The sequence below is a fragment of the Herbaspirillum sp. SJZ099 genome (assembly GCF_007828355.1).
Classification (GTDB): domain Bacteria; phylum Pseudomonadota; class Gammaproteobacteria; order Burkholderiales; family Burkholderiaceae_D; genus Herbaspirillum.
The window spans coordinates 38,597-50,114 of record NZ_VIUO01000012.1; the positions used below are offsets into that span (position 1 = coordinate 38,597).

15 protein-coding genes are annotated in these 11,518 nt (G+C 61.6%); 12 read left to right on the forward strand and 3 right to left on the reverse strand.

The features are described from left to right. Positions 1–39 precede the first annotated feature (39 nt). Positions 40–498 carry an OsmC family protein gene (locus FB597_RS18705; RefSeq protein WP_144770363.1) on the reverse strand — a complete coding sequence of 153 codons (459 nt, stop codon included), beginning with the start codon at positions 496–498 and terminating at the stop codon, positions 40–42. A gap of 641 nt (positions 499–1,139) precedes the next feature. Between FB597_RS18705 and rplM the strand changes: the two genes are divergently transcribed. The 6 genes from rplM (at position 1,140) to erpA (ending at position 4,827) form a co-directional block, all read left to right on the forward strand. Continuing rightward, complete coding sequence (rplM, locus tag FB597_RS18710; protein WP_050469369.1) at positions 1,140–1,568, forward strand: 50S ribosomal protein L13; 429 nt, start codon at positions 1,140–1,142, stop codon at positions 1,566–1,568. Positions 1,569–1,577: 9 nt separating this feature from the next. Continuing rightward, entirely contained in the window at positions 1,578–1,970 is a 393-nt protein-coding gene (gene rpsI, locus FB597_RS18715; protein ID WP_050469370.1) for a 30S ribosomal protein S9, read from the forward strand. A gap of 263 nt (positions 1,971–2,233) precedes the next feature. Further along, positions 2,234–3,271 carry an N-acetyl-gamma-glutamyl-phosphate reductase gene (gene argC / locus FB597_RS18720; protein ID WP_141911393.1) on the forward strand — a complete coding sequence of 346 codons (1,038 nt, stop codon included), beginning with the start codon at positions 2,234–2,236 and terminating at the stop codon, positions 3,269–3,271. Positions 3,272–3,294: 23 nt separating this feature from the next. Then, positions 3,295–3,999, forward strand: a complete 705-nt coding sequence (locus FB597_RS18725; RefSeq protein WP_141913300.1) for a DUF6776 family protein — start codon at positions 3,295–3,297, stop codon at positions 3,997–3,999. Between the two features lie 9 nt (positions 4,000–4,008). Then, positions 4,009–4,404 carry a polymer-forming cytoskeletal protein gene (locus tag FB597_RS18730; RefSeq protein ID WP_141911394.1) on the forward strand — a complete coding sequence of 132 codons (396 nt, stop codon included), beginning with the start codon at positions 4,009–4,011 and terminating at the stop codon, positions 4,402–4,404. Between the two features lie 57 nt (positions 4,405–4,461). Next, positions 4,462–4,827, forward strand: coding sequence for an iron-sulfur cluster insertion protein ErpA (erpA, locus tag FB597_RS18735; protein WP_141911395.1), 366 nt, complete (start codon positions 4,462–4,464; stop codon positions 4,825–4,827). 116 nt (positions 4,828–4,943) lie between these two features. On the opposite strand, the gene hemL is transcribed toward erpA, so the two are convergent. Together hemL and FB597_RS18745 are read right to left on the reverse strand one after the other, a co-directional pair. Continuing rightward, a complete protein-coding gene (hemL, locus tag FB597_RS18740) occupies positions 4,944–6,230 on the reverse strand; it encodes a glutamate-1-semialdehyde 2,1-aminomutase (protein ID WP_141911397.1) in 1,287 nt (428 codons plus the stop codon). Between the two features lie 44 nt (positions 6,231–6,274). Then, a complete protein-coding gene (locus FB597_RS18745; RefSeq protein ID WP_141911400.1) occupies positions 6,275–7,105 on the reverse strand; it encodes a hydroxymethylpyrimidine/phosphomethylpyrimidine kinase in 831 nt (276 codons plus the stop codon). A 201-nt stretch (positions 7,106–7,306) separates the two neighbouring features. On the opposite strand from FB597_RS18745, the gene FB597_RS18750 reads away from it, so the two are divergent. The 6 genes from FB597_RS18750 to FB597_RS18775 all read left to right on the forward strand — a co-directional run bounded on the left by FB597_RS18750 (position 7,307) and on the right by FB597_RS18775 (position 11,489). Next, the gene (locus tag FB597_RS18750) at positions 7,307–7,459 is read left to right on the forward strand and encodes a rubredoxin (RefSeq protein WP_141913301.1); all 153 of its coding nucleotides are present in this window, start codon (positions 7,307–7,309) and stop codon (positions 7,457–7,459) included. A gap of 30 nt (positions 7,460–7,489) precedes the next feature. Continuing rightward, positions 7,490–7,705 carry a hypothetical protein gene (locus FB597_RS18755; RefSeq protein WP_144770364.1) on the forward strand — a complete coding sequence of 72 codons (216 nt, stop codon included), beginning with the start codon at positions 7,490–7,492 and terminating at the stop codon, positions 7,703–7,705. 124 nt (positions 7,706–7,829) lie between these two features. Beyond that, on the forward strand, positions 7,830–8,228 hold the full coding sequence (locus FB597_RS18760) for a response regulator (RefSeq protein ID WP_186442821.1): 399 nt from the start codon (positions 7,830–7,832) through the stop codon (positions 8,226–8,228). 32 nt (positions 8,229–8,260) lie between these two features. Further along, positions 8,261–8,626 carry a PleD family two-component system response regulator gene (locus FB597_RS18765; protein ID WP_141911406.1) on the forward strand — a complete coding sequence of 122 codons (366 nt, stop codon included), beginning with the start codon at positions 8,261–8,263 and terminating at the stop codon, positions 8,624–8,626. A gap of 125 nt (positions 8,627–8,751) precedes the next feature. Next, on the forward strand, positions 8,752–9,231 hold the full coding sequence (locus FB597_RS18770) for a chemotaxis protein CheW (protein WP_255517215.1): 480 nt from the start codon (positions 8,752–8,754) through the stop codon (positions 9,229–9,231). Positions 9,232–9,305: 74 nt separating this feature from the next. Beyond that, entirely contained in the window at positions 9,306–11,489 is a 2,184-nt protein-coding gene (locus FB597_RS18775) for a methyl-accepting chemotaxis protein (protein WP_141911411.1), read from the forward strand. Positions 11,490–11,518: the final 29 nt, after the last annotated feature.

An 11,518-nucleotide genomic window follows, 5' to 3' on the forward strand; every position in this document is an offset into this window, starting at 1 on the left:
CGGCGCAAGCCGTGCGGCGTTTTTTGTCGTGCTCCTTGTTTACTGCTGCTGGCCCAGCGCCGGCGCGGCTTCGGCGAGGTCGTCGACGATCTCGAAGGAGTGGGTCAGCTCCGCGCTCTTTTCCAGCATGATCGAGGCCGAGCAGTATTTTTCGTGGGACAGCTTGATGGCGCGTTCGACCACATTGGGCTTGAGATTGCGGCCGCGCACGGTGAAGTGGAAGTGGATCTTGGTGAACACTTTCGGGTCGGTTTCGGCGCGCTCGGACTTGAGCGTGACGTCGCAGCCGCGCACATCCTGGCCGCTCTTGCGCAGGATCACCACCACGTCATAAGCGGTGCAGCCGCCGGTGCCGGCCAGCACCACTTCCATCGGGCGCGGGGCCAGGTTGCGGCCGCCGCCGTCGGGCGCGCCGTCCATGGTGACCAGATGTCCCGAACCTGTTTCCGCCGTAAAGGTCATGCCGGACAATCCGGTCCAGCGCACTGTGCATTCCATCGTGTAGTCCAAATTGGTTGAAAGAGCTGCGTATTGTAGCTTTTGGCGGGCAGGGCCGCTGCCGTGGCGATGCACGGGCGCGCAGTTGCGCCCGGGTATGTCATTTTGCGATGCGGGAAAATTGCCTGTTTGTTATTCTATTCCAAGCCCGGCCGAGTCGCATAACCCCAACAATGGCGTGCCTTTTAAAGGTTTTTGAAAAAATATCCGAACGCATATTGCAATGCACAATTCGCTTTGCTATATTGGTTTCAACGGATGTATTTGCAGCACGTAACGATGTCTCCTCCACCCTCCTCATTGGTGTGGATTGAACCCGGAACCACTGTTTCCGGGTTTTTTTTGTCCGTTTTTCCGCGATCCCGGCCGGGCCTGCCGGAAAACTTGCCTGTTTGCCATCGTAAAAGGCGCGTGCGCGGCCCGTCCCATGCCCCGGCGCCACGGAATGCGACAAAAGCCGTCAAACCTTTTGACGCTAAGTCTTTGAAAAGGCTATAATTCTCGGCTTTCCCATGCGCTCGGGAAGATAAAAGGATGAGTCCGCCAGGCGTGAAGGCCCGTCTAGATACATCTAGGCACGGCCGGCACGGACGAACGGAACCGCCACTTTGAGCGTTATTTTTTCATTTAGGAAGTCAAACATGAAGACCTTTTCCGCTAAAGCCCATGAGGTTCAGCGCGAGTGGTTCGTGATTGACGCGACGGACTTGGTCCTCGGACGTGTTGCCAGCGAAGTGGCACTCCGACTGCGCGGCAAGCACAAACCGGAATTTACCCCCCACGTCGACACCGGCGATTTCATCGTCGTGATCAACGCTGGCAAGTTGCGCGTCACCGGCACCAAGGCTACTGAAAAGACGTATTTCCGTCACAGCGGCTATCCGGGCGGCATCTACGAAACCAACTTCCTGAAGATGCAACAGCGTTTCCCCGGCCGCGCGCTGGAGAAGGCTGTCAAGGGCATGCTGCCCAAGGGCCCGCTGGGCTATGCCATGATCAAGAAGCTGAAGGTGTATGCAGATGGCAACCATCCGCACTCCGCCCAGCAACCGAAACCCCTCGCGCTCTAAGGAACAGACATGATCGGTAACTACAATTACGGAACCGGCCGTCGCAAGAGTGCTGTGGCTCGTGTTTTCATCAAGGCAGGCTCTGGCAACATCGTCGTCAACGGCAAGCCCGCCGCTGAATACTTCTCCCGCGAAACCGGCCTGATGGTGATCCGTCAGCCGCTGGAACTGACCGGCAACGTCGAGCGTTTTGACATCATGGTCAACGTGCACGGCGGCGGCGAGTCCGGCCAGGCCGGCGCAGTGCGCCACGGCATCACCCGCGCCCTGATCGACTACGACGCAGGCCTGAAGCCAGCCCTGTCGAACGCAGGCTACGTCACCCGTGACGCGCGTGAAGTCGAGCGTAAGAAGGTTGGTCTGCGCAAGGCACGTCGCGCAAAGCAATTCTCGAAGCGTTAATCGTTTCTCGCATCACAGAAAGCCGCCGGCATTTGCTGGCGGCTTTTTGCTTTTTGCGCGGTTTGGCATGCTGTCGGGCCGCGCGCGAGTGCGGTTTGCCGGGCGGCGCCGCGGTTCCCGCATGGCGGGATTTTTGAAGATTGCCGGTGAAATAACTTCCCCAACAGAAATCAGCGGGAAATATTCTCCTGCTAGAATGAAAAAGTTTGGGAAACTTTGCTTCCGCGAAGCTTTCTGTTCGCCTTTTTTCGCAAGGACAAGACATGATCAAGGTAGGTATCGTCGGCGGAACCGGTTACACCGGCGTCGAATTGCTGCGTATTTTCGCAAGCCATCCGCAAGCCCGCGTGCAGGCCGTGACCTCGCGCAAGGAAGACGGCATGCCGGTGGCGGAAATGTATCCGTCCCTGCGCGGCCGCGTCGACGTGGCGTTTTCCTCGCCGGACAAGGCCCGCCTGACCGATTGCGACGTGGTCTTCTTCGCCACCCCGCACGGCGTGGCCATGGCCCAGGCGCCTGAGCTGGTGGCCGCGGGCGTGAAGGTGATCGACCTCGCCGCCGATTTCCGCCTGCAGGATGTGGCCGCCTTTGAAAAATGGTACAAGCTGCCGCACAGCTGCACCGAGCTGTTGAAGGAAGCCGCCTACGGCCTGCCGGAGCTCAACCGCGAACAGATCCGCAGCGCGCGCGTGGTGGGCAATCCGGGCTGCTATCCGACCACCATGCAATTGGGTTTCGCGCCGCTGTTGAAGGCCGGCGTGATCGATGCCTCGCACCTGATCGCCGACTGCAAGTCCGGCGTGTCCGGCGCGGGACGCAAGGCCGAGCTGTCGCTGCTGTTCTCGGAAGCCTCCGACAATTTCAAGGCCTACGGCGTATCCGGCCATCGCCATTCGCCGGAAACCATCGAGCGTCTCTCTAAATTGACCAGCGAAAAGGTCGGCCTGCTGTTCACGCCGCACCTGGTGCCGATGATCCGCGGCATGCATTCCACGCTGTATGCGCGCCTGACCAAGGATATCGACAATGCCGCGCTGCAGGCCCTGTTCGAAGACGCATACAAGAACGAGCCGTTCGTCGACGTGATGCCGTTCGGTTCGCATCCGGAAACCCGCACCACGCGCGCTTCCAACATGCTGCGCCTGGCCGTGCATCGTCCGGACAACGGCGACACCGTGGTGGTGCTGGTAGTGCAGGATAACCTGGTCAAGGGCGCCTCCGGCCAGGCGGTGCAGTGCATGAACCTGATGTTCGGCCTGGAAGAAACCACCGGTCTGTTGCAAGTGCCCGTCCTGCCGTGAAGTACAGGTTATGGCAACGGCGCCTGACGATTTCCGCGCCGAAGATGACCATCAAGCGCCATCTGCCGTGGCCGCTGCAGGCCCTGTTGTGGGCGGTTGTGCTGGGGGGCGGGGTAGCGTTGGCAGTATGGACGTATGAACTTGGGCGCAACAACCTGCCCGGGATCCAGAGCGATGCCGGCGAGCAGTTGGCGGAGCTGTCGGTGCAGGTCAAAAAGCTGTCGGCGGAAAACGAGCGGCTGCAGACCGCCTCGAACGCCTCGCAGAACGAGCTGAAGATCGCCCAGGCCGCCCAGGCGCAACTGGCGAACCAGGTGAAGAACCTGGAAGCGGAAAACAACCGCCAGAAAGAGGATCTTGCCTTTTTCGACAGCCTGTTGCCGACCAACCTCGGCGCGCCGGGGATCACCATCCAGCGTTTCAAGGCCGAACTGGCCGGCCCCAGTCAGCTGCGCTACCGGGTCCTGGTCATGCAAGGCGGGGGCGGTACCCAGCAATTTGCCGGGAATTTACAGCTCAGTATCACGATTTGGCAGGCGGGCAAGAGTGCTATTATCAATTTTCCGGAATCCAATTCGACCGACCTGGCGCGTTACAGGCTCGCATTCAAGTACTACCAGCGGGTTGAAGGCGTGTTGAATGTGCCGGAGGGAGCGACCATTAAAGCGGTTGCAGTTCGTGTTCTCGACCGCGGCCAGGTGCGCGCCCAGCAGTCGGTAGACCTGTGAGGTGATTTCATGTTCGGACGCAAGACCAAAAGCACGATTGACAGCCTGATCGGCATGTCGACCAGCATCAAGGGCGAGGTCGGCTTCAAGGGCGGCCTGCGCATCGACGGCCATATCAATGGCAACATCAGCGGCGAGAGCGGCCAATCAAGCGTGCTGGTCATTTCCGAGCATGCCAAGGTGGTCGGCGAGGTGCGCGCCGCGCACCTGATCGTCAATGGCGAGATCGTCGGCGACGTTTATTCGACCGAACTGCTTGAATTGCAGCCAAAAGCCCGCATTACTGGGAATGTCTATTACAAGGCGCTGGAAATGCATGGCGGCGCGCTGGTTTCCGGCAAGCTCAGCCATGACCAGGCGGAAGAAACGCCGTTGCTGAAGCTGGCTGCGTCGTCCGAAGCATGAAAATCCGCAAGCGCTTATAATGAGCCATTGTCCGCCCAAGCCAAGCAGGAGCCCAACATGAATGCCGTAGCCGAACTGCAACAAACCGATATCCCGACCCCGATCAACTTCAGCGACAGCGCCGCCGCCAAGGTGGCCCAACTGATCGAAGAAGAGGGCAACCCCGACCTGAAACTGCGCGTATTCGTGCAGGGCGGCGGCTGCTCGGGTTTCCAGTATGGTTTCACCTTCGATGAAATCGTCAACGAAGATGACACCACCATGTCCAAGAACGGTGTGCAGCTGTTGATCGACTCGATGAGCTACCAATACCTGGTCGGCGCCGAGATCGACTACAAGGACGACCTGGAAGGCGCGCAGTTCGTGATCAAGAACCCGAATGCCACGACCACTTGCGGTTGCGGCTCGTCGTTCTCGGCCTGATCCGGGGGAAAAGTTTTACCGGACACAAGGTTTTACCGAATAAAAAAGGACGCCTCGGCGTCCTTTTTTATTGTCGGAAAGAAAAGGCTGCGGCATGCGCCAGCAGCCTTTGCGTTTCAGCCCAGTTCGGCAAACGCCTTGGACGCGGCCGCGATGGTGGCGTCGATCACCGCATCGTCGTGCTGCGCGGAGACGAAGCCCGCTTCGAATGCCGAGGGCGCGAAGTAGACCCCGGCGTCCAGCATCTTGTGGAAGAAGCGGTTGAAGCTTTCCTTGTCGCCCTTCATCACTGCGGCATAGCTGTCCGGTACCGATGCCGCGAAATACAGGCCGAACATGCCGCCGATGGCGTCGGCGGCGAAGGTCACGCCGGCATTGCCGGCCGCTGCTGCCAGGCCGTCGGCCAGCTTCCTGGTCTGCTGGCCCAGCCTGGCGTAGAAGCCCGGTTGCTGGATGATCTTCAGCGTGGCCATGCCGGCCGCCACGGTCACCGGGTTGCCCGAGAGCGTGCCGGCCTGGTAGACGCCGCCCAGCGGCGCCAGGTGCTTCATGATATCGGCGCGGCCGCCGAAGGCCGCCACCGGCAGGCCGCCGCCGATCACCTTGCCCAGCGCGGTCAGGTCGGGGGTGATGCCGTTGAGTTCCTGCGCCCCGCCCAGCGCCACGCGAAAGCCCGACATCACTTCATCGAAAATCAGGATGGCGCCGTACTCGGTGCACAGGCGGCGCATCGCCTGCAGGAATTCGTCGCTGGCGCGCACCAGGTTCATGTTGCCGGCCACCGGTTCCACGATCACGCAGGCGATCTCGTTGCCGGCGGTCTTGAAGGCCTCTTCCAGTTGCGCGGTGTTGTTGTAGTCCAGCACCAGCGTGTGCTTGGCGAAATCTTCCGGCACGCCCGCCGAGGTCGGGTTGCCGAAGGTCAGCAAGCCGCTGCCGGCCTTGACCAGCAGCGAGTCGCCGTGGCCGTGGTAGCAGCCTTCGAACTTCACGATCTTGTCGCGGCCGGTGGCGCCGCGCGCCAGGCGCAGCGCGCTCATGGTGGCTTCGGTGCCGCTCGATACCAGGCGGATCTGCTCGATCGACGGCACCAGCTTGATGATTTCTTCGGCCATCTCGATTTCGGCCTCGGTCGGCGCGCCGAAGGACAGGCCGCGCGCAGCCGCATCGGTCACCGCCTTGATCACATCGGGATGGGCGTGGCCGACGATGGCCGGGCCCCAGGAGCCGATGTAGTCGATGTAGCGGCGGCCTTCGGCATCCCAGAAATAGGGGCCGTCGGCGCGTTCGATGAAGCGCGGCGTGCCACCCACCGAACGGAAGGCGCGTACCGGGGAATTGACGCCGCCCGGCGTGGTTTTCTGGGCGCGGGCGAACAGGGATTCATTGCTGGACTTGGACATATTCCTTACCGATTCAAATACTTAAATTCTCAACTGCAAATACGTTAGCCGGGGTGGCCGGGATCTTCCGCTTCGCGTGCCCAGAAGTAACGGTCCGGCACCAGCTTGCCCATGCCGAAGCGTTGCGCGTTGGCCAGCGCGGCCAGGGTGAACTCCTGGGCTTCGGTGACCGCCTCGGGGATTTCCAGGCCATTGGCCAGCATCGCCGCAATCGCGGCCGACAACGTGGAGCCGGCGCCGGTGAAGGAGCCCGGCAGGCGCTGCCAGGCATCCTGACGCACCAGGCCGGACTCGTCGAAGAGGGTATTGCCGATCTCTTGCAGATCGGTTTGCGTGTTGGTGACGAACAGGTATTCGCACCCCATTTCGATGATGCGCATGGCATCGAGCATCAGCGCTTCGCCGGGCACGGGTTCGCGCCAGGTCTCGGCCAGCCGCGCCAGTTCGGCAGCGGAGGCCAGCATCAGCGTGGTCTGCGGCACCAGCAGTTCGCGAATGGCGATGAGGCGCTCTTCTTCCTCCTCCAGGTTGGACAGGGAAGAGATGAAGGGATCGAGGATCAGCGGCACGTCGGGATAGTCCGAGACGATCTCGGCAATCGCCGAGATGTTCTCGATGCTGCCCACGGCGCCGACCTTGAAGGCGGCCACGGGCATGTCTTCGAGGATGACGCGCGCCTGGTCCGCCACCCAGTCGACTTCGATGATCTGCGCGTCTTCCACGCGGGCGGTATCCCCGATAAGCAGAGCGGTCACGACCGACAGGCCATGGCAGCCCATGGCTGCGAATGTGGCGAGATCGGCCTGGATGCCTGTGGCGCCGACCGGATCGGCGGCGCCGAAGGTCAGGATGAGAGGGGAGGTTTGGTTTTGCACGTCGAGTAGATTAAGATAGCGTGTTTGGAACTCGTTTCATCAAGCTTTCGCAGAGCGGCTGTTTGACTTTTCATGGCTGCCGTTTCGCGGCTTGCCGGGGTTTCCCGATGAAGCGGGTTTCAAGCATTTTACTTGAATTGATTTGAGGGATAGTCAGCCGTGACAGATAGCCAAAGCAGCCAAACCGAATTCAAAACCTGGATGTGCCTGATCTGTGGTTGGATCTACGACGAGGAGGCAGGCCTGCCGGAAGAGGGAATCGCTCCTGGCACCCGCTGGGAAGACGTCCCCATCAATTGGACCTGTCCCGAGTGCGGCGCGCGCAAGGAAGATTTCGAAATGGTCGAGATCTGAACATTTTCCCTCCTCCATGCGGCGGCCTGTTTGTCTACACCAGCCGCCGCAGGCATTTCCCTATTCCCTTCTTTTCGCGCGTTTGACCAGGATCAGGCGCAGGCGCAATTTTCTGTTGGAAGCGCTCCCGGCGGACTTGTCGCGGCGCATTTGCCGGCGCTGCCGTCGGCCATTTCCCTGCCGGCAATCGCTGTCGGTTCCGGGGGCCGCCATTTCCCGCATCAAACTTGTTTTTATGGAAACTGAATTTGCTGGTAGGCATCATTCCAGTGTTTTCAATAAAGCAGCGAAGTTGCTGCTGTTTCGGTGCTAGATGGGGCTGGCATTTGCTAAAGTGGCCCGATAAGCTCCAACGATGTGGAAGAAAGACATGGCGTCCCGGCCCCAGCCCGCGAAGAAAATCCTGCTTGCCGACGATAATCCGGCCGTGCGCGACACCGCCGGGCAAGTGCTGGCCGCCGCCGGCTACCAGGTATTGCCGGCCGCCGACGGCATCGAGGCGCTGGCCCTGCTGGAGCGGGAGGCGCCCGATATGCTCATGTGCGGCGTGGCCCTGGCGCGCCTGGATGGCCTGAGCGCCTGCATGCTGGTTCGCCGCAATGAGCGGCATGCCGGTTTGCCCATCGTCATGCTGTCCGATGCGGCCGGGCTGTTCGACCAGGCGCGCTGCGCCATGGCCGGGGCCGACGGTTATCTGGCCAAGCCGTTTTCCGAAGAGGGATTGCTGCAAGTCGTCAGGGCGCATGTCGATGGCGTCGACGGCGCCTGAGCTGGGTTGTCATTTCGGAGCAAGGGGGAAGCATGAGAATAAAAAAGGTACTCGTGGTCGATGATTCGCCGACTGACCGATACGTGTTGGCCAACATTCTCGAAAAGAACGGCTTTTCCGTTGCCATGGCCGACAGCGGCGAAGATGCCCTGCAAAAGATCCGCGAAGACAAGCCGCAACTGGTGTTGCTCGACGTTGTCATGCCCGGGAAGAACGGCTACCAGGTCACGCGCCAGATTGCGCGCGACCCCAGCCTGAAGGATCTGCCGATCGTGATGTGCAGCGTCAAGGCCCAGGAAACCGACCGCATCTGGGCGCTGTGCCAGGGGGCTTGCGACTACATCGTCAAACCGGTCGACCCGGACGAGCTATTGGCGAAGATCGGCGCCATCGAATGACAGCGGGGCAAGACAATACCCATCCCGACGCAGCGGGCGCGCGCCAGCCGCCGGTACGGAGCCTGGCCGACGCCGGCAGGAAGGAGGGCGGGCTGCAGGCCTTCCAGGCCTCGCTGCTGGCCCGCATGGAAGCGGCCAGCAGCGAGGAGTTGCAGGCCCGGCGCCTGGCCGTGACGATCGGAACGGCCCATTGCCTCATCCGCCTGGCCGATGCCGGAGAAATCCTGCCGTTGTCCAGCCTGCCCGCGCCGGTGCGGGTGCCCTTGACGCAGCCCTGGTATCTCGGCCTGGTCAATCTCCGCGGCAATCTGGTCGGCATTGTCGATCTTGCCGTGTTGAGCGGGTACGAAGCCCAGGCGCGCGAGCGCGATAGCCGCGTGCTGGTGTTTTCTCCTGCGCTGGCGCCCAACTGCGGTTTGCTGTTGTCCTCCGTGCTGGGCTTGCGGCATATCTCCGAAATGACACAAATATCGAATAATTACGACGATGAAAACGAATTAATTGGAGTTATTGGGCGTTATAAAGACAAGGCCGGGACCGAGTGGAGTGAAATCGGCCTGGCCGCGCTGCTGAAAGAGGCCGCTTTCTTGCATATCGGCCGGTAGTACGGCGAGGGGCCGGCGGCGCAATGGCCGCGGCAAGGGGTATGCCGATCTGACATTACAAAGGAGCACCAGTCATGGCACTGAGTTTGCCGCGTCTGCCAAAAAAGCAAAGACATGCAGCCGAGAAAGGGCAGGGGAGTCCCGCCGCGTCAGCATCGCGCCTGACCCGGCTGCCCTTCATCAACCGTTTCTCGCTGCGCAAGCAGACCCGCATCCTGCTGGGCATTCTCGCCTTGTCGCTGGCCAGCACCTTCTTTTTCCTGTGGCAAGGCTCGCGCAACTATATCCATGCCACCTTGCAGACGCACATCGCCTCCGACCTGGTCATGCATTCGCAGCGCATCGGCAAGGCCGTGCCGAATGCCATCCAGGGCAACAAGGAAGCGTTTGCCCAGCTTGCCGAAAGCCGTAACGAATTCAACCGTGACCTTGGCCTGCTGACGGCCGGCGGCACTTATCAGGGCTACCGGATCAGCCTTCCCGACGCCGCGATGAAGCCGGTGCTGGGCGATGTGCAAAAGATCTGGGAGCACACCAACCGCGCGTCGGAAACCATTCTCAGGCTGGAAAAGGAGCTCACCGGATTCGGCGTCACCCTCAAGCGCCTCAACCTCCTGCTGCCGACCATGCTCGACCTGAGCGAGCAGATTTCCATGCTGTACTCGCAAGGCTCGGCCAGCCCGCGCGAGATGAACGCCGCCGGGCAACTGGTGCTGCTGACGCTGCGCCTGGGGCGCAGCGCCAACGAATTCCTGACCTCGGAAGGCGTCAATCCCGAAACCGCCTTCCTGCTCGGCAAGGACGTCAATACCTTCCACGACATTATCGACGGCTTCCTGAACGGCAGCGAACTGTTGCGCCTCAAGCCGGTGTCGGACACGGAAACGCGCGACAAGCTGGTCGAGCTGGAACGGGTCTTCGGCGAATACCAGCCGCAGGTGGCCGGCATCCTGGGCAACCTGCAGAATTTCATCGCCGCCAAGCAATCCGAGCAACTGGTTTTTCTTGAGAACGAGCTGCTGAAAAATCACCTGACCGTATTGCAGACCGACTATCGCATCGTCCAGGAGTCGCGCGGCTGGACCTTCTGGGCCATGCTGGCGGCGATGGTCTGCGCACTGATCAGCGCCATCGGCATCGCGCTGGTGCAACTGCAAAACAGCCGCAACAATGCCGCCGACGCCGAAGCGCGGCGCCAGGAAGCCGAGGCGCAACGCCTGCTGGCACAGCAGCAGGAAGAAAAGGCCATGCGCACCAACGTCGCCAACCAGGCGGCCATCCTGCGCCTGATGAATGAATTGCAGAAAGTCGCCGACGGCGACCTGACGGTGCATACCACCGTATCGGAAGACATCACCGGCGCCATCGCCGACTCCGTCAACTACACCGTGGAGGCGCTGCGCGGCCTGGTGGGGCAGGTCACGCAGATGGCATCGAAGGTGGCGGCATCCTCCGACCATGTGCGCAGCACCACCACCGAACTGGCCAATGCGGCCCGCATGCAGGCGCGGCGCATCCAGGAGACCGGGCAATCCATGCTGGAGATGTCGATGCAGATTACCGACGTCTCGGTTTCCGCCAGCGAATCGGCCGATGTGGCCCGCCATTCGGTGGTGGTGGCCGAGCGCGGGGCCAAGGCGGTGGAGGATGCGGTCAAGGCGATGAACGAGATCCGCGAACAGATCCAGGAAACCTCCAAGCGCATCAAGCGGCTGGGCGAGTCTTCGCAGGTCATCGGCGAGATCACCGAACTGATTTCCGACATTACCGAACAGACCAACGTGCTGGCGCTCAATGCCGCCATCCAGGCCGCATCGGCCGGCGAGGCCGGGCGCGGTTTCTCGGTGGTGGCCGAAGAGGTGCAGCGCCTGGCCGAACGCTCCAGCGCCGCCACGCGCGAAATCGGCGCCCTGGTGCGCATGATCCAGACCGATACCCACGACGCCGTGGCGGCGATGGAGAAATCCACCGCCGGCGTGGTGGAGGGGGCGGTGCTCTCCGATGCCGCCGGCGCCGCGCTGTCGGATATCCGCAGCGTGTCCAACCAGCTGGCCGAACTGATCCAGGGCATGTCGCTGTCGACCGAGCAGCAGGCGATCTCGGCCAATGGCGTGGCGCAGAATATCCAGAGCATCCTCACCGAAAACGAAATCATCGAGCAGAGCCGCGAGCAGGTGACCACCTTGTATCACGAGCTGTGGGATGCGGCCCGGGAGCTGGAAAGCTCGGTGTCGCGCTTCCGCGTGACCGTGTCCTGACCTTTTGCCTGCCGCAATGTCATCGATGG

Bases quoted from the DNA above. Each gene is read 5' to 3' on its own strand.
- FB597_RS18705 (WP_144770363.1), bottom strand. From the start codon at position 498: ATGGAATGCACAGTGCGCTGGACCGGATTGTCCGGCATGACCTTTACG.
- rplM (WP_050469369.1), top strand. From the start codon at position 1,140: ATGAAGACCTTTTCCGCTAAAGCCCATGAGGTTCAGCGCGAGTGGTTC.
- rpsI (WP_050469370.1), top strand. From the start codon at position 1,578: ATGATCGGTAACTACAATTACGGAACCGGCCGTCGCAAGAGTGCTGTG.
- argC (WP_141911393.1), top strand. From the start codon at position 2,234: ATGATCAAGGTAGGTATCGTCGGCGGAACCGGTTACACCGGCGTCGAA.
- FB597_RS18730 (WP_141911394.1), top strand. From the start codon at position 4,009: ATGTTCGGACGCAAGACCAAAAGCACGATTGACAGCCTGATCGGCATG.
- erpA (WP_141911395.1), top strand. From the start codon at position 4,462: ATGAATGCCGTAGCCGAACTGCAACAAACCGATATCCCGACCCCGATC.
- hemL (WP_141911397.1), bottom strand. From the start codon at position 6,230: ATGTCCAAGTCCAGCAATGAATCCCTGTTCGCCCGCGCCCAGAAAACC.
- FB597_RS18750 (WP_141913301.1), top strand. From the start codon at position 7,307: ATGTGCCTGATCTGTGGTTGGATCTACGACGAGGAGGCAGGCCTGCCG.
- FB597_RS18760 (WP_186442821.1), top strand. From the start codon at position 7,830: ATGGCGTCCCGGCCCCAGCCCGCGAAGAAAATCCTGCTTGCCGACGAT.
- FB597_RS18765 (WP_141911406.1), top strand. From the start codon at position 8,261: ATGAGAATAAAAAAGGTACTCGTGGTCGATGATTCGCCGACTGACCGA.
- FB597_RS18770 (WP_255517215.1), top strand. From the start codon at position 8,752: ATGGAAGCGGCCAGCAGCGAGGAGTTGCAGGCCCGGCGCCTGGCCGTG.
- FB597_RS18775 (WP_141911411.1), top strand. From the start codon at position 9,306: ATGGCACTGAGTTTGCCGCGTCTGCCAAAAAAGCAAAGACATGCAGCC.